Source organism: Arthrobacter sp. MDT2-3 (genome assembly GCF_059090465.1).
The window spans coordinates 547,793-572,875 of sequence record NZ_JBNHFS010000001.1 but is presented as its reverse complement, the minus strand read 5'-3'; the positions used below and the strand labels follow the sequence as shown (position 1 = coordinate 572,875).

General features: G+C 59.1%; 24 protein-coding genes and 2 pseudogenes. 9 read left to right on the top strand and 17 right to left on the bottom strand.

What is annotated here, in order from left to right; all coding sequences use genetic code 11:
• Positions 1-36: 36 nt before the first annotated feature.
• The 4 genes from AC5RUQ_RS02600 to AC5RUQ_RS02585 all read right to left on the bottom strand — a co-directional run bounded on the left by AC5RUQ_RS02600 (position 37) and on the right by AC5RUQ_RS02585 (position 4,328).
• Positions 37-711: a plasmid pRiA4b ORF-3 family protein gene (locus AC5RUQ_RS02600; RefSeq protein WP_493945843.1), complete on the bottom strand. Its 675-nt coding sequence runs from the start codon at positions 709-711 to the stop codon at positions 37-39.
• Between the two features lie 101 nt (positions 712-812).
• Positions 813-1,442, bottom strand: coding sequence for a hypothetical protein (locus AC5RUQ_RS02595; RefSeq protein ID WP_493945842.1), 630 nt, complete (start codon positions 1,440-1,442; stop codon positions 813-815).
• A 600-nt stretch (positions 1,443-2,042) separates the two neighbouring features.
• The gene (locus AC5RUQ_RS02590) at positions 2,043-3,374 is read right to left on the bottom strand and encodes a hypothetical protein (protein WP_493945841.1); all 1,332 of its coding nucleotides are present in this window, start codon (positions 3,372-3,374) and stop codon (positions 2,043-2,045) included.
• Positions 3,375-3,845: 471 nt separating this feature from the next.
• Positions 3,846-4,328, bottom strand: coding sequence for an Lrp/AsnC family transcriptional regulator (locus tag AC5RUQ_RS02585; RefSeq protein ID WP_493945840.1), 483 nt, complete (start codon positions 4,326-4,328; stop codon positions 3,846-3,848).
• A 136-nt stretch (positions 4,329-4,464) separates the two neighbouring features.
• On the opposite strand from AC5RUQ_RS02585, the gene ald (AC5RUQ_RS02580) reads away from it, so the two are divergent.
• The 5 genes from ald (AC5RUQ_RS02580) to AC5RUQ_RS02560 all read left to right on the top strand — a co-directional run bounded on the left by ald (AC5RUQ_RS02580) (position 4,465) and on the right by AC5RUQ_RS02560 (position 6,926).
• On the top strand, positions 4,465-5,580 hold the full coding sequence (gene ald / locus AC5RUQ_RS02580; protein WP_493946382.1) for an alanine dehydrogenase: 1,116 nt from the start codon (positions 4,465-4,467) through the stop codon (positions 5,578-5,580).
• A 67-nt stretch (positions 5,581-5,647) separates the two neighbouring features.
• Positions 5,648-5,905, top strand: a complete 258-nt coding sequence (locus tag AC5RUQ_RS02575; RefSeq protein ID WP_493945839.1) for a hypothetical protein — start codon at positions 5,648-5,650, stop codon at positions 5,903-5,905.
• Positions 5,906-6,430: 525 nt separating this feature from the next.
• Complete coding sequence (locus AC5RUQ_RS02570; RefSeq protein ID WP_493945838.1) at positions 6,431-6,556, top strand: hypothetical protein; 126 nt, start codon at positions 6,431-6,433, stop codon at positions 6,554-6,556.
• A complete protein-coding gene (locus tag AC5RUQ_RS02565; protein ID WP_493945837.1) occupies positions 6,553-6,822 on the top strand; it encodes a hypothetical protein in 270 nt (89 codons plus the stop codon). Before AC5RUQ_RS02570 ends, AC5RUQ_RS02565 begins: the two co-directional genes overlap by 4 nt.
• Positions 6,801-6,926 (top strand): HtaA domain-containing protein, encoded by a 126-nt coding sequence (locus AC5RUQ_RS02560; protein WP_493945836.1) that lies wholly within the window; start codon positions 6,801-6,803, stop codon positions 6,924-6,926. Before AC5RUQ_RS02565 ends, AC5RUQ_RS02560 begins: the two co-directional genes overlap by 22 nt.
• A gap of 583 nt (positions 6,927-7,509) precedes the next feature.
• On the opposite strand, the pseudogene AC5RUQ_RS02555 reads toward AC5RUQ_RS02560, so the two are convergent.
• Positions 7,510-8,056: pseudogene (locus AC5RUQ_RS02555) on the bottom strand (CGNR zinc finger domain-containing protein).
• A 416-nt stretch (positions 8,057-8,472) separates the two neighbouring features.
• Entirely contained in the window at positions 8,473-8,562 is a 90-nt protein-coding gene (locus AC5RUQ_RS02550) for a hypothetical protein (protein ID WP_493946381.1), read from the bottom strand.
• Between the two features lie 47 nt (positions 8,563-8,609).
• On the opposite strand from AC5RUQ_RS02550, the pseudogene ald (AC5RUQ_RS02545) reads away from it, so the two are divergent.
• Positions 8,610-9,669 (top strand): annotated as a pseudogene (gene ald / locus AC5RUQ_RS02545) (alanine dehydrogenase); the annotation flags it as partial.
• 188 nt (positions 9,670-9,857) lie between these two features.
• Here ald (AC5RUQ_RS02545) and AC5RUQ_RS02540 read toward each other — a convergent pair.
• The 8 genes from AC5RUQ_RS02540 to AC5RUQ_RS02505 form a co-directional block, all read right to left on the bottom strand.
• Positions 9,858-10,013, bottom strand: a complete 156-nt coding sequence (locus AC5RUQ_RS02540; protein ID WP_493945835.1) for a hypothetical protein — start codon at positions 10,011-10,013, stop codon at positions 9,858-9,860.
• Positions 10,014-10,334: 321 nt separating this feature from the next.
• Positions 10,335-10,820: a cupin domain-containing protein gene (locus AC5RUQ_RS02535; RefSeq protein WP_493945834.1), complete on the bottom strand. Its 486-nt coding sequence runs from the start codon at positions 10,818-10,820 to the stop codon at positions 10,335-10,337.
• 36 nt (positions 10,821-10,856) lie between these two features.
• Positions 10,857-12,485, bottom strand: a complete 1,629-nt coding sequence (locus tag AC5RUQ_RS02530; protein ID WP_493945833.1) for an FAD-dependent oxidoreductase — start codon at positions 12,483-12,485, stop codon at positions 10,857-10,859.
• Positions 12,486-12,510: 25 nt separating this feature from the next.
• Positions 12,511-13,383, bottom strand: coding sequence for a hypothetical protein (locus AC5RUQ_RS02525; protein ID WP_493945832.1), 873 nt, complete (start codon positions 13,381-13,383; stop codon positions 12,511-12,513).
• 33 nt (positions 13,384-13,416) lie between these two features.
• Positions 13,417-14,232 carry a fumarylacetoacetate hydrolase family protein gene (locus AC5RUQ_RS02520; protein ID WP_493945831.1) on the bottom strand — a complete coding sequence of 272 codons (816 nt, stop codon included), beginning with the start codon at positions 14,230-14,232 and terminating at the stop codon, positions 13,417-13,419.
• Positions 14,229-14,663, bottom strand: coding sequence for a cupin domain-containing protein (locus tag AC5RUQ_RS02515; protein WP_493945830.1), 435 nt, complete (start codon positions 14,661-14,663; stop codon positions 14,229-14,231). The genes AC5RUQ_RS02520 and AC5RUQ_RS02515 overlap by 4 nt, the downstream gene beginning before the upstream one ends.
• 70 nt (positions 14,664-14,733) lie before the next feature.
• Positions 14,734-15,048 carry an NIPSNAP family protein gene (locus AC5RUQ_RS02510; RefSeq protein WP_493945829.1) on the bottom strand — a complete coding sequence of 105 codons (315 nt, stop codon included), beginning with the start codon at positions 15,046-15,048 and terminating at the stop codon, positions 14,734-14,736.
• Entirely contained in the window at positions 15,045-15,569 is a 525-nt protein-coding gene (locus tag AC5RUQ_RS02505) for a nuclear transport factor 2 family protein (RefSeq protein ID WP_493945828.1), read from the bottom strand. Before AC5RUQ_RS02505 ends, AC5RUQ_RS02510 begins: the two co-directional genes overlap by 4 nt.
• A gap of 371 nt (positions 15,570-15,940) precedes the next feature.
• On the opposite strand from AC5RUQ_RS02505, the gene AC5RUQ_RS02500 reads away from it, so the two are divergent.
• Positions 15,941-16,648 carry a GntR family transcriptional regulator gene (locus tag AC5RUQ_RS02500; protein WP_493945827.1) on the top strand — a complete coding sequence of 236 codons (708 nt, stop codon included), beginning with the start codon at positions 15,941-15,943 and terminating at the stop codon, positions 16,646-16,648.
• 60 nt (positions 16,649-16,708) lie between these two features.
• Here AC5RUQ_RS02500 and AC5RUQ_RS02495 read toward each other — a convergent pair whose 3' ends face one another.
• Genes AC5RUQ_RS02495 through AC5RUQ_RS02485 form a run of 3 tightly spaced genes read right to left on the bottom strand, consistent with a single transcriptional unit; the run spans position 16,709 to position 20,504 of the window.
• Positions 16,709-17,713, bottom strand: a complete 1,005-nt coding sequence (locus AC5RUQ_RS02495; protein ID WP_493945826.1) for an ABC transporter permease — start codon at positions 17,711-17,713, stop codon at positions 16,709-16,711.
• A gap of 53 nt (positions 17,714-17,766) precedes the next feature.
• On the bottom strand, positions 17,767-19,389 hold the full coding sequence (locus AC5RUQ_RS02490; protein ID WP_493945825.1) for a sugar ABC transporter ATP-binding protein: 1,623 nt from the start codon (positions 19,387-19,389) through the stop codon (positions 17,767-17,769).
• Entirely contained in the window at positions 19,386-20,504 is a 1,119-nt protein-coding gene (locus AC5RUQ_RS02485; RefSeq protein WP_493945824.1) for a substrate-binding domain-containing protein, read from the bottom strand. The genes AC5RUQ_RS02490 and AC5RUQ_RS02485 overlap by 4 nt, the downstream gene beginning before the upstream one ends.
• Positions 20,505-20,723: 219 nt before the next feature.
• Here AC5RUQ_RS02485 and AC5RUQ_RS02480 point away from each other — a divergent pair, with 219 nt between their 5' ends.
• Both AC5RUQ_RS02480 and AC5RUQ_RS02475 read left to right on the top strand, forming a co-directional pair.
• Positions 20,724-22,871, top strand: a complete 2,148-nt coding sequence (locus AC5RUQ_RS02480) for a hydantoinase/oxoprolinase family protein (protein ID WP_493945823.1) — start codon at positions 20,724-20,726, stop codon at positions 22,869-22,871.
• Positions 22,864-24,672, top strand: a complete 1,809-nt coding sequence (locus AC5RUQ_RS02475) for a hydantoinase B/oxoprolinase family protein (protein ID WP_493945822.1) — start codon at positions 22,864-22,866, stop codon at positions 24,670-24,672. Before AC5RUQ_RS02480 ends, AC5RUQ_RS02475 begins: the two co-directional genes overlap by 8 nt.
• The last annotated feature ends 411 nt before the right edge of the window (positions 24,673-25,083 follow it).

Sequence of the window (25,083 nt, the reverse complement as noted above, 5' to 3'; positions counted from 1 at the left end):
GGGGAGGTGCCCCGCAAAGGGGCTGCTTCTTGCCTGTCATTTACGGCGTTTTTCCCCAGAATGCGTACGTCGGAACTGCTCAGCCAGCGCACGGTTCACGGCGGGAGTGTCCAGGAATGCAGGGTCAAAAGGCGCATCGGAACCGGTTATGTCGGCCACCCATGCAGCGTGTTCGGCGTGATCAGGATGCGACGGGTCGGCCAAGGCATCCATAATTTCCTCGTAGCCGGGGAAACCTCCGGAGTCTTCGATCGGGCCGCGCCGGGCGCCGTCGACCAAGCGGGCCGGCGGAATGTCTTGATCTGCGGGCCGGCGTGAAACGAGCTCGAGCCGGTGAAGCCAGCTGTCACCGAAGTCGTACTCGTAGAACGCTTCGCCTGAACCCAATGAAAGCAGCTGATCCAGGGAGCAATCCTCCTCAGGCCTGTCGCCCGGTTCCTCGCACTGCTGCCCGGGAAGCCACTGTGGGACTTCCGGGAATTCGCCTTCGACCGGCCGCAGCGGCGCGAACGGGTCGCTGGTTACAAACCTGTGCAGGTGCGCGTCCTCCCAGCCAAAGGCTGTCTGCAGCACCTGGTGTACCTGATTCAGAGCTAGGGAGCTCCGAAGCTGGAATAAACGCCAGATCTCAGGCTCGCTGTCGACCAGCTCCACGCGCAGCTCCAGAATCGAGTCCTCGTCAGCCCCCGCCCCGGCGTTAAAGATGTCCATGAAATCCATTCTTACAGGGGCCGCTGCCCTACCTGTAAGACGGAGTGACCTCACCTTCGGCGCGTCTCGCAGCTTGATGAAAGGTCAGCTATTGACGTTTTTCACCTTCCGATGAGGGTTCTGTCGGCCTGCGGCGGGACCGCGCGCGGGTCTTCGCCGATGCTGTAGATGGTGTCGAAGGTATCGGTAATGCTGGTGATGTCCTCGAGCGTGATGTTGATGAACGCGGACCGTTTCTTCAGGTGCCGAACCAGTTCGGTCTGCGGCCACATCAGCTGGTCGAAGTACGTCCCGAACGATCGTCCGGTGGCCTTGGTGTAGTCCGAGAGCGCCTGCCGATCGGTGATTCTTCTGCCGTACGTGAGCTCGATGTCGACATCTCCGAGTGAATCGACATCCGGGCTGAGGTAGCTTCCGAAAACCCTGAGCGTGTTGATGAACAGGGGTTTGCCTGGATCACCGTTGTAGGCCTGCGCCCGCTCCACCAACCCTGCTACCAGGCGGTCCGCGGTTTTTCTGCTGATCGGCTTTCCGAAGCTTGCCATCGCCAGGGCATTGCCCTGGATGGTCGAGTCCCACCAGACGTCGCCGTCGGTGTCGACCCGAACTTTCTCCATGTACCCGGCGACTTCCAGCTCCGCGAGGACGGCTTCATGTTCGTATCCGGTTTCTTCGAGCAGGTCCGCCACGGCCTCCGGCGACCATCTCGCGGCCTCTGAATTTGCGGACAATCGAGCGGGCCAGACTGCCGGCAGTTGGCGGAGTTCGTGCGTCTATACCCTGAACGGTAAGACGGGCCGCCTGACCGGTCGCGTAAGGGAGCGCAGTGCAACCTCCTGGCCCGACGGCATTGAAGGGCATGCAGGCTTACATACGTCAATTATGGGCGCTTCGTCGAGGACGTCATTAATGAGGGGATCCCCTATCAATCGCAAGCCTGTCACTTCGAGTGCATCAGAAAGTCGGCTTGCCTACCTGCCCATGGGTAGGTCAGTTTGATTCGCTGTATCCCCTTGGGACTTTGGCAGCAGAGCGTCTCGTAAGTATCTTTCGAGCCGTCAGACGCTAACGGGTCCTGCAGGCTTTGAGTCGGCGCCAACGCTGCGAGAGGGATTCTGGGATTTCGCAAGTAAGAGCTTCACGGCAGAGTTCGCTTGGACAACCGTGAGGGCAATATCGCTGCTAACGAGGGCTCCTCCCCCCAGATTAATGTGCATATCTGAATCCGTCCTGCGCCAGAATGGCCGGCTCTTTCTCTTAATCTTCGGCTTCTTACCGGTCGGCATCGTGCCCTCCTCTCAAGCAGAACTCTACCGGGCGGTCAGCCCGTTTTACAGTGAGCGTAGGTAGTTGTATCCAGACCGAATGAGGCCGAGAGCGTTTACGAGGTAGAGCCCTAGGGCAAGCCCGATACCTGCCGACATCCAAGGCACGGCGGCCCAGACGTATACCCATGCCCACCGCTGCAACGGAAGAGCTAGCGCAATCGCCCCGAGGATTAGTTCTATGGTGCACATGACGAGCACGAGCCGCAAGGGTAGTAGCAAACCGGCCAAGGTCCGATGCTCAGGTGCACGCGCCATCCAGGAGAGGAAAAGGGCAGGCCCGATGAGCAGAAGCGAGACAGCCTGTGAACCCGATCTTGCTAAATCAGCCGGCAAAAACTGAGGACCCGGCTGCCGTTCGATGTATACAAAGGCGCCAAAGATCAGCACGGCCACGACGGTGGTAACTGTGAAGGAGAGAATCCCTGACCCTAAAGGAGATACATGTACACGAACATCTGCTGATGACACCGGACTTTTCGGGGTGAAGGCTACATGCGCTACGGCACGGGGCTCAGTCGGCTTATCTAGGTAGGGTTCAGCTATCGACTCCTCTTTGAAGGTTTCCGTGACCTCCAACTTCTTCACTTTGAGCCCTGCCGGGGCTTCGAATTCAACGTGCTGGCTCCCGGCCAACCCAATGTCTGGCAGTGAAAACGTGATTACGCCGGTGCGGTTGCCCCGCTTTGGGACAGGTACCTCGTGGTCGTATGCGAACTTCAAGATGATGCGCTGACCGAGAAGATCCTGGTCGATGGCCACTACCAGCAGGAAGTGGTCCAAAAATCCCTTTCCGATGCTTTCAATGAGTTCGGCCTGCCCATCAGGGAGAGTCGGTCGGACCACGTTGATCGCACTGGCTAACTCAGCCTCGATCTTTTCCCGCTCCGTCTTGTCCGCTTCGGGGCGGAAAGATACAAGATCATTCAAAAGCTTTGTGGGTACCTCACCGCCGGGAACGTCGAGCATGAACCCAAGAAGCTCAGCTGCGAGAGTACTGTTGTCGCGCGATCCGATGATCGGTAGTGGATGACCTGACGAGTCCTTGGCATCGACTCTCCTCAGAGCCCCCTTTTGTAGCAAAGCTAGGGGTATCAATACTTGTTGGCCGCCCCCTGGCGCGCTAATTTCCAGTCCTTGATCCTTGGGAACTGTTAAGTCGAAAGAGATAGACCGCCTCGTAGTACCGCCCGAGCCGAGCGTAATGGAGTCAACTCGGCGATGGATCCACTCGTTGGCACCAAGAAGCAAGGCATTCAGTCGGCGGCCGCGATCAGGGTCATCCCGCAGCGTGGGCCACTTTATCTCGTCAGTCACCGGGTTTATCTCGTCAGTCACCGGGCTAGCCTATTAGGGGTTTCGACCCTCAAATTACTACTTGAGGTCGACAACGTCATGCGTACACCTTCCCCGCGCACCACCGGGCAGCTAAGAAGGAGACCCCTTGGCGCACCGCGGCCTCCAGTGAGAAATAGATGGTGGTTTTGCACCGAATGACCGGTTCAAGGTAACCCCTTTTGCAGCCTGGTCGGCAACAGGGGCATCTGAGGCTTGCAGGCTGACGGAATATTCATTATCGGCGTTAAACCAACGGGAGTAGAAGAAGTAGATGAGAGAACTCGTCTCACTCTGCTTTCGGTTGTTTGGGATGCATGCCCTGCCGGGGTTCGTGTGCACCCGACTGGCCAGCTGCCCGAGGGATTCATTTCGCCGCTGTGGGCGCAGTTTCACGCCGCCTATTTCCGGAGGAGGCGATAGCTTCTGAGCGGTGCGTGCCCGGGCCATCTACGACGAGTTTTCCTAGTCCACCTAGAGCCCGAAGGCGGTTCCGTGATCGTGTTCGAACACTAGGTTGGTCTGGGTGCCTGCCACGGCAGGATTCGACGACAAGTGGTCCAGTACGAATTGACGGATGTGCTCGGTGTTTTTGGCGGTGATGTGGATCAAGAAATCGTCGGCACCGCCAAGTACGAAGAACTGCTTGATTTCGGGAAGGTCCCGTAACTCGTTTCCGAAGGCGCTCATGAGGTGACGGGCGCCAGGTCTAAGCCGCACGCTAACCAGGGCTTGGAGAGGCAGGCCCATCGCTTCCGGTGCGACTTCGACGGTAAACCGCTTGATCACCCCCGACTCTTTGAGCGCCTTGAGACGGGCAAGACAGGTTGACGGCGCAAGTCCAAGGGCTTCTGACAGCGACTGATTGGTACGTCTTGAATTCTTGGACAGCAGGCCCAGAAGCTTCTGGTCGACTTCGTCCAGAGTCACCTGCTGCAGTTTCTGCGGGTCGGACACGGTGTAACACTCCTCACAGTGCAGAGATTGGTCACTTTTGCCTATTCTTCCGCAGATCCTGCAACTAAACATAATTTTGCCGTGGATGCTGTCATTCTTTTGCCCACAAGCATCAGTCTCCCCAGAAAGCATGAACATGATCATCTCCGTCCCCAAGGAAATCAAGAACAACGAGTTCCGCGTCGCCATCACGGCTGCCGGCGTGCATGAATTCAAAGCAAATGGCCACGACGTGCTCGTGCAAACCGGTGCCGGCGCTGGTTCCGGCATTAGCGATCAGGAGTATGCACTCGCCGGAGCTGAGATCGTTGAGACTGCAGAAGAGGTCTGGGCCCGAGCCGACATGGTGATGAAGGTTAAGGAACCCGTGGCGTCCGAATACCGCCACTTCCGCGAGGGGTTGCTCCTTTTCACTTACCTTCACCTTGCCGCGGAGCCCGCACTGACGCAGGCGCTTGTCGACTCCGGCGTCACGGCCATCGCCTATGAGACGGTCCAGGAAGGCCGAGCGCTGCCGCTGCTCGCGCCCATGTCCGAGGTGGCCGGCCGGCTCTCCGTCCAGGTCGGCGCTACCTCCCTCATGGCGCCCGCCGGCGGCAAAGGCGTGCTGCTTGGCGGCGTTCCCGGCGTCCGTCCAGCCAAAGTGGTGGTCCTCGGTGCAGGTGTCGCAGGCACCAACGCCGCGGCCATGGCGCTGGGCCTCGGTGCCGACGTCACCATCCTGGACATCAACATCAACCGGCTGCGCGAACTGGACGCCCAGTACCAGGGCCGACTCACGACCGTGGCGTCGAACTCGTACGAGATCGAAAAGTCAGTTATCGATGCAGATCTCGTCATCGGCTCCGTCCTGATTCCGGGAGCGAAGGCACCCAAGCTCGTCACCAACGACCTCGTGGCCCGGATGAAGCCCGGCTCGGTCCTGGTGGACATCGCGGTGGACCAGGGCGGCTGCTTTGAAGACACGCACCCCACCACGCATCAGGAACCCACGTACAAGGTTCATGAGACGATCTTCTACTGCGTGGCCAACATGCCCGGCGCTGTCCCGAACACCTCCACCTACGCGCTGACCAACGTCACGCTCCGCTACGCGGTTGCTTTGGCCAACCACGGCGTCAAGGGTGCTTTCGACCGGCTCCCCGCTCTGGCGGGCGGTCTGAATGTGGCGGCGGGAAAGGTCACCCACAAATCTGTCAGCGATGCCCATGGACATGACCTCGCCGACTGGCAGGACCTCGTGACGGTTTAGGACATCGGCTGTGCCTGCACGATAGAAGGCAGGCACAGCCCCCTCCATAGGAAGGGCATGGCATCAAATGGCATTTCACCTGCAACCCAAATGGCAGCCGCTGGTTGGCCAAGTGGTCATAGTGAAACTTCTGGACAAGGAGATCCGCCGTGGAGTTGTCGATGCAGTCACCGATGATGATCAAATCCTATGGCTCGACAGTGACGGCACCGAGCCCCGCCGTCTCTTTCACCGGGCAGACGGTTTCAAGGTGTGGGTCGACTATAGATGGGAAACCTACCGGTCCAGCCTCTGCCCTGGCTTCCAGCATGCTGCTGCACCATGAGGTGCGAACACTCCGCTGCGCCTGGACGCGTACAGCTTCTGGAACAGCTGCATGATGATAATGAGTTAGCAAGAGCCATTACTCGGCTGCGCTCTGAAACAGTCCAGGATGAAGCTTCCGGCGTTCTTGTCACCTGGCACGGCCCTTGGTCCCACACCCTTGAGCTCAGCCACCAGCTTCCTCCTGGACTCGTCTACGAGTGCGTCGCCCCTGAACAACTGAACTGAACTTCTCAGACTGATTCAGGACCGGTCTGGCTGATCGAGCCTATCAGCGCCCCTCCCCCAACGGCGCCCTTCCAGCAGGCTGTTGACCTCAATGACGAGCCGACTGCGGGGTCCACCGTTCTGCGGATGGGCACCAGGCACACAGGAGATGCGAACGCTGTGCCCGCAGTACATATCGATCCTCTGCGTCGGCACGAAAATGGTCGAATATGAAGAGTCGGGAAGCCACTCCCATTTCTGGTGTGTCGGGAGCGGGAGCACCACCGGCCGTGTGCAACCTGGCAACGAGAAGGAACACATGATGTCCGAACTTCCGGTGGAAAGAGCAGATCTCGGCATGGCCTGGGCGGTGAAAGAGAGCTTTGTACAGTACGTGCAGTCTATGCGCGATGGACGCATACTCCTGACGAGGGTGCTGCCGTGACAAATACCCGACAGTTCTATTTCCCGTTCAGAAGCTTGGATCATTCTGACGGGCACAACTTTGTGCTCCAGTTCGGTGGAGAGGACCGCTTCCTCGCCCATCACGGGCTTATGTCGGTCTCGATTTGCAACCCAAAAATAATAGTCGGGCCCGACGGGGCATGCCTGTCCATCGAACAAGGAAACGACATCGTGCACCTCGCCCATCTCAACTTGCCGGGGTGTCGGTGGAAGACGGCATCAATATGTGGGCAAATGTCCCGGTAGCTCTGACCAGCGCAGGAGCGGCTGTTTTCGCAGATAGCTACTCAGCCGGAGAAACACTGGCTCCGCTGACCGTGAGAGCACCATCCTTTGTGGAAGTATCCTGACCGCGTTCTGCAGGGGAACTGGCGGTACCACTTGGGACGCGGTGCTGGGCCAGACATGAAGGCGCCGTGCTTTGCCCCGCTCCGGACGTACTTGGTGGATCCGGGCACGAGGGACTGATGTTAGGTATACCGCTACGGGACGGATCCGCGTTCCCTAGCAATTGATTACTGCTTGCTGACCTTAGTGACAGCCTGAAGGATCTTTTCAATGCAGGCAGCATCCATCGCGGTGGACCGCGCAATCAGTCCAGAGGTTCCGAGGGGGAGTCCTTCCCGGTAAGCCCGCCACCAGGTGGCGTTCATGTCATTGGAAAGATCTGCTGTATGAGCGATCCAAAACCCGCTGCATTGAACTCCGGCCTGCAGCATTGCCTCGCGGAGGTAGTCAACGGCCGTTAGCCCGGGCATTCATGGTCACGGGATTGGCTCTGAACGTCCCGCCCAGGCGACGGTGCCGGGCAGGGTCGGGTTGGTTGCACCCATGACCGCCGCCCTTCTTCCGACGGCGGTCCCCCAGACTCTGGCCTTTCCGGTGCCCAGAGACCAGGGAACTCTGACCCGCCACGGTTTGATCGGAGTGCCGTTAGCCTGCTGCAGCCTGCCGCGCGCGGTAGGCTGCCACATGCATTCGATTGGCGCAGTTGCCGGTGTCACAGTATCGCTTTGACCGGTTCCGGCTGAGGTCCAGCACTGCGGCGTCACAGTCTTCGGCCTCGCATATGCGCAGCCGGTCCATCTCATTGCCGCGGATGACGTCCGCCAGCGCCATGGCCGCTTCCGTGCTCATCCGGTCTGCCAGCGGGGCCTCCGGGGTAGTGGCATGCAGGTGCCAATCCCAGCTGTCGTGCTTGACCAGCTGGGGCAGGGCGTTCGCCTTCCGCAGCAGCCTGTTAATAGCCTCCACCGCCGCGTCTTCACCTGCAGTCCACACTGCCGCAAGGTGTTGCCGCAGTTGCTGGATGCTGGCCAGCTCTAGCAGCGTCCCTGGTCCTAAAACCAGAGAACCCTTCGGCAGCCAGGAAGCCGTCTAGGTCCTCCTGTGTCAACAGCTCCTCCCTGCCGTTCGCCGCCGAGTTGATGAGCTTAACCACCGTGCGCAGCGCCACCTCCGTGTCAGAGGCAAATACCATCTGGACTCCTCCTTACAGGACGGACCTCAATGTCATGACAATTACCCCACCATACTTCTGACAGAAGGTGACTACCTTGCGGCCGAAACGACGCTTGGCCCGTACGAGGAAGTCGTACCGGGGCAGTGGAACGCGTTTCATGGCCTCGCAAAGCCGACGGCATAACCACAGGGGACGCGAGTACGGATGGAAAACGGTGAGTCTGACTATTGCCTGCGTGTTGTCGGGGACTTGCACTGCTTGTCCGGTTTTTGGAGGTGTAGTGTACTTTATCCGCGACTGCCCATTCTCTGGCCTGGCAAATGTCCGGGACTTCCCGATTGAGACGAATCACGTCTCTGTTGCTCGACCTAGGCTTGAAAATCCACATGTCCGGTTAGGGGTGGCCATCCGAAAGGCGTTAATTCACCCGGCATTTACAGCCCTGACGTCGAACCCCTGCCATGCTCGAACACAAGATTTGTTTGGGTGCCAGCCACTGCAGGGTTTGACGATAAGTGATCGATGACAAATTGGCGGATGTGCTCGGTGTTCTTGGCCGTTATGTGGGGAAGGAAATCGAGTGCTTGTAGAAAGCGGAGCTGGAACGGGCTCCGGTATCAGTGACCAGGAATAGGCACTCTCCCGAGCGGAGATCGTTCAGACGGCCCGACGAAATCTGGGCCCGAGCAGACATGGTCATGAAGGTTAAAGAACCCATCGCCTCCGAGTACCGTCACTTTCGGGATGGGCTACTCCTTTTTACCTATCTTCACCTTTGCTGCCGAGCCCGAGCTGACCCGGGCGCTAGTTGATTCCGGCGTCACGGCAATTGCCTATGAAACCGTACAAGAGGGCCGCTCGCTCCCGCTGCTCGCTCCGATGTCTGAGGTCGCCGGTCGCCTCGCTGTCCAGGTGGGCGCCTCCTCTCTTATGGCTCCTGCCGGCGGCAAGGGTGTGTTGCTGGGCGGAGTTCCCGGCGTCCGCCCAGCCAAAGTGGTCGTTCTTGGTGCAGGCGTGGCCGGTACTAACGCTGCAACAATGGCGCTGGGCCTCGGAGCGGACGTTACCATCTTGGACATCAACATCAACATCAACATCAACATCAACATCAACATCAACCGCTTGCGTGAACTCGATGCCCAGTACCAGGGCCGGCTAAAGACCGTCGCTTCTAACTCATACGAGATCGAAAAGTCCCTTATCGATGCAGACCTCGTAATCGGGTCAGTATTGGTTCCCGGAGCGAAGGCGCCCAAGCTGGTTACCAACGATCTCGTGGCCCGGATGAAACCGGGCGCGGTCCTGGTGGACATCGCTGTGGACCAGGGCGGCTGCTTCGAAGACACCCGTCCAACCACCCACGAGAAGCCGACCTACAAGGTCCACGAAACCATTTTTACTGTGTCGCCAACATGCCTGGTGCCGTTCCAAGCACTTCCACCCACGCACTGACGAACGTCACCCTGCGCTATGCGGTTGCCTTGGCCGATTTGGGCGCTAGGGCTGCCTTTGAGCGACTCCCTGCTTTGGCGGCCGGTCTCAACGTGGTGGCCGGAAAGGTTACGAACAAGTCGGTAAGTGATGCTCATGGATACGACCTCGCTGGCTGGCAGGATCTCGTGACTGTTTAGTAATTCGCCGTGCCTGTCCGCCTCATAGCGGCAGGCACGGCGCCCTTCTCCGCAAGGACGTGTGACGCCAGATGGCATTTCATCTACAACCTAGATGGCAGTTGGTGGTTGGCCAACTTCGCCTGCACGAACAGAACCCTCAAAAACCTTCACCGCCGATTATCAGCTAGCTGGAGAATTACGCGAATCTACTCCGAAGAAGCCTCAAGCGAATCCTCCGGCATCCTGGTCACCTGGTACAGCCCCTGGTCCTTCACCGTTGAGGTAAGCAGGCAGATTCCCCCGGGAGTTGTGTACGAAAGCCTTGCTCCCGAAAGCAGGATGCTTTCGGGAGCACTAGGCACAGTCTGAATATTTGACCGAGGCCACTTTGAAGGCGACCACACGCTTGAATGCGGACGACCGCACAAGCTGGTCGTCGAACCCCCCGCAACAGCAAAAGACCTGAATTGATATCTTGTGGCACCTTCTCGGGCGCTTATGGCTGTTACGGTCCATTTTGCAGTGACTGCTTGCCTAGTGCTCCCGAGGACAATAGCTCCTCTCAGGCGTGGTGTCCCTGCAGGGCTGGATCAGCGGAGAGCTCATTTGCCTCCGGATGTTCAGTAATGAGGCCATTAAAAAGACCGAGACAGAGGGCAAGGACCTGAGCAGCGCTTTGAATGTCAGGTCCGGCGATAGCCTTCGAGGATGGAGTCGTCGACATCCGGCAGGTTCACCACGAGGTTTTCAGGGGTGCGGGTGGTGAGCCAGATGAGTTCCTCAGTGGTGCTCATGTTGACCTCAACGTGGGGCATAAATGGGGGGACGAATACGAAATCACCTTCAAACATGTCCACGTATTCCGAGTAGTTCGCGCCGTAGTAGATGCGCCCGTGGCCCTTGTAGACGAAGCCGCCTGTTTCTGCTTCGCCGTGGTGATGGGGAAGGGACCGGAAGCCGGGATCGTTGTGGACTTTCCCAAACCAGATTTTTGTCGCCGGAGTGTGCTGGATACTGACTCCAGACACCCGGTGCGCTCCCCCGGATTGGCCGGTGTGTCCGTATTCCTGGCCGGCCTTTGTCACTACGGGAATAACCTTGCCGTCCGTTGCGTACTGGGCATTATCGCCCTCAAGACGGTAACTGGTCGCGGTCTGGGTGTTGCTCATTTTTGTCTCCTGATACTTGTTGGTGAGGGGGGGTGGTCATGCTTTGGCGAGGGTTTTGCCGGCGATGTAGGCCATGGTCATACCGGGCCCCAGCGTTCCGCCTGCACCGGGGTAGCCGCCGCCCACCGGATGGGCGGTAGTGTTGCCGGCGGCGTAGAGGCCGGGAATCGGCTCCCCGTCGACGTCCAGCACCTGAGCGGTGGCGTTGGTGACCACGCCGCCGTTCGTGCCGAAGGCGCCAGGTACTATTTCAACCGCATAGAAGGGTCCCCGTTGCAGCGGAGCGAGGGACCGGTTGGGGTAGCCACGGTTTCCGTCGCCCCAGTACTGGTCGTAGTCGTTATCCCCTCGTGCGAAGTCAAGGTCCTGTCCTGAGCGGGCGAACTCGTTGAACCGTTCTACCGTTACTTCGAGCGAGCCTTCTGGTAGTCCGAGGGCTGCACCTAGCTTGTTCAGCGTTTCCTCGGAGCGCAGCCATACCGGCAGGTACTCTCCGGCTCTGTAGGTGAGGAAGCCATACAGTTCCATGTATTCGTGGTCGACGATGATGTATGCCGGGAGATGTGCCCAGTTGTGGTGAATTGGGTCCACTGCGTGGAACGCCCGGGTCATGTCGTTGTAGTTCTGCGATTCGTTAACGAAGCGCTGGCCGTGTCTATTGACGATGATGCTGCCTGGTCCCTGACGTTCGAAGCGCATCAGGGTGCCTAACTGTTCCCCTTCAGACTCTTCTCCGGGAACGACGGCCATGGGGGCCCAAAAGGCTTCGCGCATGTTGCCTAGTTTGGCGCCCAGCCGCTGAGCCATCCGGATGCCGTCTCCGGTGTTGTTAGGAGGAGAGCAAAGGGCCATCACGGGGCCGCCCAGGAACTCCTTTGCCATCTGCCTGTCCCATTCGAAACCGCCGCAGGCCAGCATTACGCCTGCCGTCGCCGCGAATTCGGTGTCGGCGGCGATAACGCCAGTGACGCGCCCGCCTTCGGTGAGCAGCTTCTCGACAGGTGATTCCGTAACCAGCACAACGCCAAGGTCGTCGGCGGCCTTTAACAGCGGTGCCACCACGGAGTTGCCCCGCGAGACTATGCCGGCGTCCAATCGTTCCTGGAGTTTGTCCCAGGGGAATCGCGTGAACGCAACCCATTGTTCGTATTCCTGCATGGAGAACGGCATGCGACGGTCGGGGCGGAGGGCCCCTTTGAGGGACCCCAGCTTGGTGGAGTCGTAGAATGCCGGGTCCAAGGACCTCCCGCCAGGAACCGATCCTTCAAGGTCTGGGCGGTAATCCGGGTAGTCATCCACGGAGGCAAAGGAGAGGTCCGCGTGCTCCGCAAGAAAGTCGATCATGGCCGGGCCGCTATCCACGACGGCTTCGAGGACATCATCGGCAGTGTGTCCCCGGGTGATACTGCGCAGGTACTTTAAGGCGCCCTCCCGACTGTCGGTCAGCCCGCGTTCGCGCATATAGCGATTGTTAGGGATCCAAAGAGTGCCGCCGGAGATGGCGGCTGTCCCGCCGAACCACTGGGCTTTCTCCAGCACCGCGACAGTTTTGCCGGCCTTTGCGGCGACGATGGCGGTAAGCAGGCCGCCTGCACCTGAGCCGACGACGACAACGTCGTAGCTTTGGCTGCCGTTGTGTGCTTTGGCCAGGTTCCAAAACTTCATTTTCTCGTTCCTCTTTCAGGAGTGGTCAGCGGTTGACGAGCAGATGGGCGGCCTCCACGGCACTCATGCCTACGCGCACGCCGGCGGCAGTGGCCAGATCATTGCAGGCACTGATGATGCCGTCGTAGTAGGTGGAGTGGCCATCACCCATACGGGCAGTGTTGGCCGAAACGGTGGCCCCGGGGACTCCGGCGTCGTTGGCAGGGCCAAGGGCTGCGATGCCGGAGTTGTTCTTCCCGATAGCTCCGTCAGAACAGATGAAGCCGTAAGGGCGGAACTTGGTGATGTAGTCGATTACAGACCGGCCGGTGTGCCCGGCAGTACATAAAACGTTGGTGTTGCAATCTTCCGGTAGGGCATCGGCGATGGAGTTTGTGCAGACGACATTGTGGCCATTCGGGCCTTCTTCAACCACCTGACGATTGGTTGCATCCAGCTCCACACCGTTGACCGGCGTGTCCAACATGAGATCGGCGGCATCCTTGACGGTCATCCCCGGGGCAACCCCTAAAGCATTTGCGTAGCCGTTGACCTTGGATATGACCCCGTTTTCGTAAAGGTCTGCGCCGTTACCGTGTTCCACACCCGTGATGTCAGCCGCGGCGGCAGGAATGCCGAGGGCTTCGAAGTACCAGAGCCCGGAAATTCCCGCGCCATCTTTGCCGACACCGCAATCGAGGCCGATCGTCGCCACAGGACGCATCTCCTGCAGTAGCCGGGCACAATACACTCCAGCGTAGGAGGCGTTGACGACCACCTCAGCGTTTGGTCGAGCTTCGGCAGAGGCGGCATGACGATGCGAATGGGTCGCAGAATCCAAGACAACAATGCGTCTTTTGTTGCGCTCCTGCGGAAAAAAGCGGTTCTCCACCTCTGTCGCGGCTACTTTGCTTGCCATGGGGTGTTTCTCCTTGTCAGTGCCACTGGCTGCCTAGCGGCAGAAGTTACGTAGTTCACCGATGCCTTCGATCCTTGTGACAAGTTCGTCTCCTGGTTTCAGGAACTGCTGGGGGGTCCTTCCTGCGCCAACGCCGGCGGGCGTGCCTGTTGCTATCAGATCTCCTGGTTCCAAGGTCATGAACTGGCTGATGTAGGCCACCAGTTCCCTGCAGCTGAAGATCATGTCGTCGGTCCGGCCGCTCTGCATTAGGTTCCCATTGACCAGGCATTGCACGGAAAGGCCCGTGGCAGGGTCTATTTCATCGGCTGTGACGATGAATGGGCCAACAGGGGAGGTTGCGTCGAAGTTCTTCCCCTGAAACCATTCCTCAGTGCGCTTCTGCCAGTCGCGGACAGACACGTCATTCAGTGCGGTGTAACCCACTATTGCTTTGGCGGCGGCATCGGCATCAGCGTTTCTGACTCTCATGCCTATGACGATCACGAGTTCGGCTTCCCAGTCGACGCGCGAGCTCTGTTCCCTTTCGGGCAGCTGTATATCATCACGCGCACCCAGGAGCGCATTGGGAGTTTTGGCGAATAGCGTGGGGTAGGCGGGGGCATCCTTTCCCACCTCGCGGGCGTGGTCAAAGTAATTCAAACCCGCGCAAACAAACTTCCCGGGCCGCATCACTGGAGGTGCCAGTTCTTCTGGCAGCGGCTCAGGTCCCTGTTTCCCAATTAACGATGACCAGTCAGAGCGCTCTAGCAGCGCCCCGGCATCGGGGATGTCTAAGTACGTCGTCGTTCCGCCCTTCTGGCGGAACGCTTGGGTGCCGCCGTCGCGGCGTACAGTCCCGAGTCTCATATATATCCTCTACTTCTAGTTGGGAGTTCGACCGCGGCCGTCGTGTCATCGCATGCTGGCACCCAGTCGACCCAGATCGTGTCGTCCTGGACCATCGGAACCTTCGCAAAAAGGATCGTGGCTGGCAGTGGAGTCTCATTGACGAGGTAATGGTGAATTCCGCGGCGGCAGAGCAGGGACGTTCCCCTGGTCAACTCCGAACGGCTGCTTCGTCCTCGCCAGACGCTCACTGTTCCTTCCAGCCCCGCAAAAAATTCGTCGTAACCCTCATGAAAGTGATTGGCGAAGACTTCGCCGGGCGCAAACGTCTTTAGTCCAATGAAGATGGACGGCGTATCGAGCAGTACCGTCTTTCCGCCACCGTCCGCCAGGAGGATTAGCTCGGTCAGGGCATTGGTTCCGATTGGTAATGCGTCTTTCGGAAAATGCACTCTCCGTGTTCCTTCCTCAAGTTAGAACGAGCATCTCGAGAGATAGATCCCTTTGAACGCAATCCGCCGCTCACTGCATGGCAGAAAACGCAGTCGGGGCCAGGAACATGCTGGTTATCTCGGTCGTCAGAGGGCCGTTCTCCTCCGAAGCTGCTTTTACCGACAGCCATCGCTCATCAGCTTTGAAAGCCGCCCAGCTAGTTTCGGCGTCCGAATGACGCAGGAGATAGACGAGCCGGTTCGCGTCTTGGGCATCAATCCAGTAGCCGAGGCTTTCGATGCCGTGCTCCCTGAACAAGCCGAGCGTGTGCTCCCGGAAACGGGCGCACAGATCGGGCATGCGTCCAGGCACGGCATCATAGATGCGAAGCTCATACGAGGTCATGCCTTGACTCCATTCGTCGCGTCATCAAGCGCAAGGGACATGTCAGTGAGCCCCCATGTCGTGTTTGCGGGGGGCCACGGGATGACCTCATAACGGTCCCACCGGCGATGAATTGTGTGCCGCACAATCCGCCATCCATCCGGAGTGCGAATGAGCTCGTCTTCGTAGAATCCGCCCTTGAAAATGAAGTTCGCCTTAGTGGGGTCCGAAGTACGGTGAACCCCCACATGCAGATACTCGGCGCGGGTTGCGGCCTTCTCTCCCTCCAGGGAGACAATCAGGACATTGCTTAGCAGGTGTTGATGCGAATACACCGGATCGCCCTTGGTCAGGAACGGTTTCATCTCCTCAGCAGACATCTCCGAACCGGGGCCGTTCCAGTTCACGAATACGGCGTCAGGGGTGAACGCCAGGTCCCACTCACTGAAGTCACGCCCAGGTGTGTCCAAACCAGAGGAGTACCTAGCCAGGGTGGCTGGTATCTCGATTCGATCCGCAATCTCACGCATGTCCATGTCCATGTACATCCTTCAGTGTTTCGTCATTGAATCTGGGAGCTAGGCATCGTTGCCAGCCTCCGCAACTGCCGTGATTTGTCTCTCAGCGTTCGGCGGTTGAAAAAATTGTAGAACATTTTTATGAAGAAGCAAGAATACTTCGCGTGGGGCCTGGAGGAGGGTAATCTTGGGGCAGAGGCATAGCAAATAAAGGAGTCAGGAGAGATTCCCCGGATGGAAGGAAAGACGATGACCACCGCACGCCAACAGCCAAAGGCGCCATTATTCAGAAATCGCCCTACGATTGAGTGTGCTGACAGGAGCAGTATTCTCGACGATGCCGTGCTCCCAGCGCAGCAAACGGGTTTGCTCGTCCGACCCCTGCAGCGCCGATAATGAGTGAAAAGCCGAACGCTGCCTCGGCGAAGATCGCGGTCGCCCAGCTCGTTGACTCCCTTACCGAGCGCATTCTCACCGGCAAGATACCTGCCGGAGGCAGGCTGAAAGAGAGTGTTCTTGCACAGGAGTTTCAAGTCTCCCGCAATACAGTGCGCGGAGCACTTGCTGTTTTGGATTTTCAGGGACTCTCACGGTACGAGCGAAATCGCGGCTGGGTAGTTTGGCGGCCCACTCAGGAGGACCTCCTGGACGTCCACTTGACCCGCTTCTACCTAGAGACAGCAGCCGCGCGCACCGTCGGTCCTGGAAAAGACTTCTCGGCCCTGGAAAAGGCATTGAACGCTCTGGTGGAGGCGCTGGATGCAGGCGACCCGCGAAACATCGTTGAGCGTGATCTGGAGTTCCACGCCCAGGTCGTTGCCTTGATGGGAAGCCGGCGTCTGAACGAATACTACGAACGCCTCGCTCAGGAACTTAAGTTTTCACTCTTCGTTCTGTCGATGTCCGACTTGTTCGGGGACCGGGAGACGTGGGGCCGGTGCCACGTTGATATCTTCTATGCTCTTACCAGCGGTGACCCCGAGCGCGCCGTAAAGGCCGTGGGTGACGCCGTACTATCCACCCGGGAGGACGTGCGTCGATCGTTCCTGCCCCAGGATTGGTCATCTGAAGAGGACAAGCAGAGCAGCCTCGCCCCAATTTAATCCTGATGCACGAGAAGCGGGTGAGTCCTTTATAGGGCTCGCCCGCTTCTCGTGGACCGATCATGCGGCCAGGGCTAGGGTGCGCTGGACAGCCGAGTACGTACGTGCTCGATCGCGGAGTCGATCAATGAGGACCGCGAAGACGAGCGCAACGCCAATCGCGATTTGTTGGGAGTTTGCGTCCAAACGGGCGAGGTTCATACCGTTGGTCAACATCTGCATGAAGAGCACACCCATGACAACACCTATGATTGTGCCCCGGCCGCCCCGAAGGGAGGCGCCGCCAATGACGGCAGCGGTGATTGTCTCCATCGTGTAAGTTGCGCCTAGTGTCGGTTGTCCAGATCCGATCCGGGCGGTTAGCAGCCAGGCGCCGTATGCGATCAGCATGCTACCCAGGACGTACGCGATGATTGTCACCCGTCGCACAGGGATGCCGGCGATACGAGCGGCCACCGGGTTGTCTCCAAGCGCGTACAGATTAGCTCCGAACACGCTGTTGTTCGTTAGAAAGAACATTGCGATCACCACGGGGATCGTAAGATACACCAGCCATGAAAGTCCCAGAGGACCGTCGCTGGCGAGTACGCGCGAAAACAGCGGGGGAAGTCCCGTTACGGTGATGCCGCCGGAAACGATGATGGTGAGGCCCCCAAGGATGGTTGCGGCCGCGAGCGTCACAATGAATGCGTTGATCTTGAGTAGCGCGACGCCCATGCCGTTAATCAGGCCGATGAGGCCGCCGACCAACAGCGTCAGGGCGAGACTCACCAGTACCGCCGTAACCTCGTTTCCACTTCCGGCATATGTGCGAAGCATGACCTGCGAGCCGACGATGCTCATGAAGGAGACGACGGCAGCCACGGAGAGATCAAACCCTCCGGACACAAGGATTAGCATCTGGCCCATCGCCATCAGCAAGAGGAAAACGGATCGCTGCAATAGCTCGGTGATGTTGTTTGACGTAGCAAACGTCGGCGTTGTCGTCGCGAAGTACACGAAGACACCAAGGAGAAGCAGCGGAAGAGGGCCGACCCGTCCGAACTGAAGGATAATCCAGTCCATACTCCGTCGGCCCGAGTCAGCTCCACTCTTGGTTTTGGGGGAAAGTGTTGCGGTCACTGGTGGTTCTCCTCTGTGGTGCCGAACGATGCGGCGACGATGTTGTCGGGGGTGATTTCTGCTCCGAACAAGGTGGTGGTAATGCGCCCCGTGTTCATTACGACCACCCGATCACACATGCCCACCAGCTCCTCCACGTCGGAGGAAACCAGCAGAATGCCAATGCCGCTTTCCTGGCACTTGGCTCGCAGGTGCCGATAGATTTCCATCCGCGAACCGATGTCCACACCCGCAGTGGGTTCAACGACAACGAGTACTTTGCGCGGAGTGGACAGTGCGCGAGCAACCAGTGCTTTCTGCTGGTTGCCTCCAGAGAGTTGGCCGATCGGCATCCGTAAGGCCCCGGATGGACGTACGTCGAACTCATTGATGAGATGCGATGCGGCGTCCTGCAGCTTCCGCTTGAGCTGGAAGCCAGCGCGGGAAAATGTACGTGAGACCGCGAGGCGCTCCACCATCACATTTGCTCCGACCGAGGTCTCCGGAAGGATGCCTTCACGTTTTCGATCCTCTGCGAGGAAGCCGAAGCCCAGACGGTACATGGTGCGGGGCGTGGGACGTGAGACGTGTTGCCCGCCGACGTGGATTTTTCCGTGAGTCAGCGGCTCAAGACCGAAGATGGCACTCGCCACGTCGCCTTTTCCTGAGCCTACGAGGCCACCGATTCCGAGAATTTCGCCAGCATGGAGTTCAAAGGACACGTCTAGGACCTTGCCGTTGCTGGTCGCGAGCTGGTCCACGGACAAGACCGGTTGGCCAATCTCCGACACCTGCGCCTTCGCAGGGTGCACGGTATCGAGGTCTCGTCCTGCCATCTGATTAATCAGCTGTTTATCGTCGACGTCCGCAAGATGATGGGTGGCAATATGCCGGCCGTCGCGGAGTACCGCGACGCGGTCACCGACCCGGCGTAACTCCTCCATTCGGTGGCTGATGTACACAATCGCCCAGCCCGTCGCTTTGAGTCGATCGATGATATCGAACAGTTTTTGCGCCTCGGTCGCGCTGATTGCCGCCGTAGGCTCGTCAAAAAGGATTACTCCTGGGTCAGAGTCTTGTGTAACGGCTTTGCAAATCTCTACCAGCTGTTGCTCAGCCCGTGTGAGGGCAGAAACTGGATCGGTTTCGGAGAAGGTGGCGTCGACTTCTTTAAGGCGACGTCGTGCCTCGGTGCGCATGAATCGCTTGCGCTGGAACCCGGCGCGCTGTGGTTCCTGGCCGACGAAAAGATTGGCATAGACCGGCAGGCTCTCGCAGAGGCTGAACTCCTGGGTGACCGCCCGCACGCCGTGCTGGCGCGCCGCGTGCGGGTTATAGTGCTCTACCTGCTCACCGCGGATCAGTAGTTGCCCCTCTGTAAGAGTGTGTCGACCGAGTATGGCACCAACGAGTGTTGACTTGCCCGCCCCGTTCTCGCCAAGGAGGACAAGGCACTCGCCGGCCATTAGCTCGATTGATACATCGGTCAACGCAGAAACCGCACCGAACTTCTTGGTGGCCTTCCGCAGTTCGAGCACTGGGGAAGTCGGCGGTACGGAGGCGCTTTCAGCAGTGTCGCGTCCAAACGATGTAGTCGTCGGCAACATCTGAATTCCTTCGTCAGAAATCAACTGGGTCACGGTGCGTAGTGGAAGACGGGGGAAGCACCTGGCGAAGACGTGACGTCAGTGCGAGGAATCTTGTCGAAGTTGTCTGCGGTAATAATGAGACCTTCCGCCGCGACCGCCTTGTAGTCAAGCTCGCCCTTAACGAGTCGAATCGCCTCGTTGACAACCATGCGCTGCTGAATCGGAACCACGTCGGACGAGACTGCTGCGACCGTGCCATCGGGAACCGCGAGGTAGGCATCCTCCGGCGGAGACCACGAGTACTGCTTTATTTCGCCCTCGCGCCCTGCATCTCGTACGGCGACCATCGAGGCGCTGGAAGCGACGGCAACAGATACGATGTCGGTGATGTCCGGGTTTGCTGTCAGCGCATCGGAGGCAAAGGCAAGCTGCTTGGTTGCATCGGTGTCGCCCCGGGGTGCGGCGACAATGACGTTCTCCGGGGCCGCGGCGAAGGCATCCTTCAAGCCCTTCATCGAATCGTCCGACCACGTCACGCCCTCGGGGCCAGCCAAAACTAGGATCTTCTTTGCGCCCGGTTGCTTCGCAATGTGGTCCCCTAGAGCCTTAGCAACCTGGTAGTACTTCGCGGCCACCTGATGGAACTTCGGATGGCCGGTCACGGTTGCATCGCACGAGGTGCCGTTGATCGAGTCAATAACGGCGATCCCCGCCTCCAGCGCCTTCTCGACAGTGGAACACACACCGTCGCCTGAAACGGCGTTCAAACCAATGACGTCGTACTTTCCAGAGTTGATACAGTCATCCATCTGCGACAACTGGGTAGAAAGATTCCCGTACCCGCCGGCCTCGAACAGGTCATAGGAAATACCGGTCCGCTTGGCCTCATCGTAAAGCGACTCAGCCTGAGCAACCCACGTCGGATCCTTCAGGTGCGGAAAGAGCACACACATGTTGGTGCCATTACCAGCTCCGTCGTCAACTGATTTCCACTGCGTAGGCGTACCCTCCCCACCCCACTCGGCAGTAACGGTTGCCCCGTACTCCCATGGCCCCGTCCTGACGGTTTTTTCTGCTGCGGGGGCCGTGCCCCCACCGGAACAGGCGCTGATGATCAAGCCGGCTGCGGCCATCGCTGCGACCGTTCCAATCTGTTTATTACGCACTTCGTACCTCAATTTCTCGGGACTCGTCGAGTCGCTAATTCGCCGCAGACTACTGGTTTTGGCCGTTGCTGGGGCAGGAAAACTTGGGAAGCAGTAAACCGAGAATAGAGATTTGTTCCACAATTGGCAACAGGGTACGATCTACTCACCAGGCTGTAACGCCGATCACACTTAGCGAGCCCATCAGGGCGCTGCTCCCAGGATGGAGAACTGTTTGCAATGATTGCTAATGAGAGTAATGTCTGCATTTCTGTGGACACCGGAGGCACCTTCACCGATGCGGTCGTGACCATCGATGGAGCGATCATGGCGGTCGGCAAGGCTCCGACGACCTACGGCGGGTTGGTCGACGGATTCTTCGGCGCGGTGCAGGACGCAGCCAAGAGTCTGAGCCTCACCCGAGACGAGCTCTTCGCCCGTGCGGACAGGCTGGTCTACGGCACAACTCATACCGTTAACGCTTACGTTCAAGGTAAGACTGCGAAGACGGCACTGCTCATTACCAAGGGATTCGCAGACACGTTGCTGTTCCGCGAGGGTGGGCGTCCTCAAGAGCAGACCTTCGAATTCAACGTGCCCTTTCCTGGGCCATATATCCCGCGACTCCAAACGTTCGAGATCGATGAACGTATTGATGCAGAAGGAGGCGTAGTTCGCGCTCTGGACGAGTCTGAAGTCCGCGACACGCTTCGCAGGATCAAAAGGGAACAGTTCGAGGCAATCGCGGTTGCCCTCATTTGGGCGCCGTCCAACCATGCACATGAGCGTCGCATCGGAGAGCTTATCGAAGAGGAACTGCCCGGCGTTGCCTACACGCTGTCGCATCGGCTCCTCCCCATCATGCGTGAGTACAGGCGCGCGTCGGTGACTGCGCTGGATGCGTCCCTCAAACCGCTTGTCGAGGAAAGCCTCGGCGCCGTCGAGGACGAAGTTCGGCGCGCCGGCTTCAATGGGCCCATCCTGCTCTGTACATCAGCCGGCGGTGTCGTCCCTATTGATCACGCGATAACACACCCGGTATACCTCATGAAGTCCGGCCCGGCGATGGCTCCGGTGGCAGCTCGACGTTACGCCGAGCTGGAGCAATTCCACGGGGACGTCGTCGTAGTCGACACTGGAGGCACTACTTTCGACGTTGGAATGATTCAAGATGGCGAAATCTCACAATCGCGCGTTACCTGGATGGGTCCCGAAGGTATCGGTGACCTCATCGCGATGGCCACCGTGAACATCAAGAGCATTGGTTCTGGCGGCGGTTCAATCGCCAGCGTTGACCACGGCGGTCTTCTATCGGTCGGGCCACGCAGTGCAGGGTCTGAGCCGGGACCGATCTGTTACGGCAAGGGCGGTACAGAGCCGACTGTGACAGACGCGGCGGCTGTGCTGGGTTATCTTCAGCCCGATTTTTTCTTTGGCGGCCGGATGACACTCGAGGTTGATAGTGCGCGCGAGGCGATCGCGAAGCTCGGCCAGCGGCTCGGTACAAGCGTTCCCCAGACGGCGGAAGGCATCATTCGACTCGCTAGCGAATCCATGATCGATGCCATCCACGGTCTAACCATCAACGCGGGCATTGATCCGCGCGAGAGTGTCCTGGTTGCCGGTGGCGGCGCGGCGGGCATCAACATCGTGCCGATCGCTCGCGAACTTGGGGTTAAAAAGGTCATCGTGCCCAGGCATGCTGGTGTGCTGAGTGCCGTCGGTATGCAGTACTCAGACCTCACCTTCCGCAGCGAGCAGGCGAAGATCACCAACTCCGCTGCATTCGACGCGGAAGGGGTGAACGAGGTGCTCGCCGCCATTGACGAGCGCCTGGATGCTTTTGCGGTCAAGGCAAGCGGAGAGCACTCTGCCGTGTGGGAACGCGAATACCGCGCCGAAGCACGCTATGCCGGCCAAGTATGGGAAGTGGAGTTCAAGCTGCCAATCGGCGGCCATCGCGTAACCCAGGAGGACGTCGACCGTCTCGTAGAGTCTTTCCATGAGGCACACCAGAAGCAGTATACGTTCGTCGACCGTAGCAGTTCCGTAGAGTTCATCAGCTGGGTCGGAGTCACTCGAGGCATCCTCGACATTTCTGATCCCACGGCTCCCGCCGGAACTGATCACAACCGCCCCGAGCCTCTGGCGATACGGATGTGCCATTTCGGTGCGGTCGAGATGGAAACCCCTATTCTCGCAATGGACGACCTTCCCTCGGGGGCAGTCGTCGCAGGGCCTGCGGCGCTTGTTAGCCCCACCAGCACCCTTGTGCTCTACCCCGACAGTGTCGCCCGTGTAACACCCCACGGCGACTTCATTCTCACCATCGATGATGAACCCAGCGCACCTGCCAATCGCTCAGCGGAAGGAAATGTCCATGTCTGAGACTCTCGAATCGCCCAAGACCCGCACCGACGACGCCATCGACCCTATCCTCGCGGCGGTGATTTCGAACCGTCTGAACGCAATCAACCGTGAGATGAATGATGCGCTCATGCATTCGGCCCGCTCCGCCCTTATCTCAGTGGCACGCGACATGTCTGGTGCGCTGATGACGGCCGACGGGACACTCATTTCGCTGGCCAACTCGCTGCCGATCCATATTCTCGGCTCGCATCTGCAAGTGGAATCCTTGCGCCGTCACCATCCGACGCTGCGCAACGGCGACGCCTACCTGCATAACGATCCGTACGAGGGCTGCACTCACCCGGCGGATTTCACTCTGCTGGTGCCCGTCGTCATCGACGACGTCCACTGCTTCACCCTCACCCTTCTCGCCCACCAGGCCGATATCGGCAATAGCCAGCCGACCACCTACATGTTCGACGCAAAGGACGTCTACAACGAAGGCGCCTTAATCTTCACTGCAACTCAGGTCCAGCGTGACTATGAGGACGTCGAGGATATTATCCGGATGTGCCGTAAGCGCATCCGTGCTGCCGATCAGTGGTACGCCGACTATCGCGCGATGATAGGCGCGATCCGACTTGGCGAGCAGCGGATCCGGGAGATGTCCGAACGGTTCGGCGCGCAGACCATTCTCCGTCACTTGAAGTGGATGGCGAACTATGGCGATGAGATGATGGGCGCTGCCATTCGCGAGCTGCCCGCTGGACGTGCTGAATACGAGGTGCGTCACGATCCCGCACCTGGCCTGATGCCTGACGGCTTCCGCATCCATGCCGCCGTGGAGATTGACCCCACCGAAGGCAAGATCATCGTTGACCTGAGGGACAACGATGACTGCATGTCCAATGGACTGAACCTGTCAGAAGCGACCACCCTCGCCGGCGCACTCATCGGAGTCATGACCTCGCTCCCGAAACAGGTACCAATCACCGGTGGTAGTTTCCGTCGGATCGAGGTCAAGATGAGAGAGGGCGCGGCCGTCGGTAAAGCCGCATTCCCTCACAGTGCCTCGCTCGCGACGACAAATTTGCTCTACCGCCTGATTGGCGCAGTTCAGTGCGCCTTCGCGAACATCGCATACGGTCTTGGCTCGGGTGCCGGCGCATCGGGTATGTCAGCGGCGTGGGGTGTCATTTCCGGGCTCGATCGTCGGTTTGATGACAGGTTCTATGTGAATCAGCTGTTCTCCGCCTTCGGCGGCGGCCCAGCCACGGCCCGGGTTGACGGCTGGATCAACTTCGGTGGTGCCGGTGTAAACGGAATGCTGCTGCGCGACAGTATCGAAGTCGTTGAGAGCAAATATCCGGTCCAGGTCGAGTCCGTGCGGATCGTTCCAGGCTCCGGTGGCGCAGGAAAGTTCCGCGGGGCACCCGGGCAGGAAATCATCTATGGGTCCCGCTTCTCCGAGATGGAGTTGGCCGTGGCCGCTGATGGCATGGTTCACCCGCCCGCGGGAGTGCATGGTGGGCACGCAGGGGGAGCCGCCCAGATGTTCGTCGTTGCGCCAGATGGCTCTGAAAAGCCGCTGCCGGGCCTGTCGTTGCTGGCTTTGGAACCGGGATACCGGGTGCGTTCTATCGACAACGGAGGGGGTGGCTACGGCGATCCTCTGGACCGCGAGCCAGCGCGGGTGCTGTCAGATGTGGTGGAAGGCTACGAAACCGTCCAGCGTGCCCGTTCTATTTACGGCGTGGTACTGGCAGGCGCTCTCGAAGAAAACAGCCTGCGGATCTTGCCCGAGGAGACGGAAAGCCTGCGCTCAAGTATGCGTGGCTAAACCACAAATTCGACGCTAACCCGCTGGCACGAGCTGCTCCCCGGGAGTTGGCCTGACATTCAGTCCAACTCCCGGGGAGCAGCTTTGTGCCGGCCAGGCACGTGAAGCGCACATTGACTGGCGCTGTGGTGCCTGTCGCGGTAGGGCTTGACAGTTTGGCCAGCAGCATGGGCGTTCAGATTTTCGCCCTTAGGCTGTCGCCTGAGTCCATTCGTCCTCGAGTCAGCCGTTGAGGCGCTCGGCTTTGCCGTTGGCCTGAGGACGGCACGTCATGGTGCGGTCGTCTTTGATTCCGGCTCGGGGGAGAATTTCACCTTGAACGGCGAAGGGGGCGATGACGATGCCCCTGAACGCCGCGGCGGTGCCTGGGTTTCGTCGGCAGGATTGCGAAATAGACGAGCCGGAAATGGT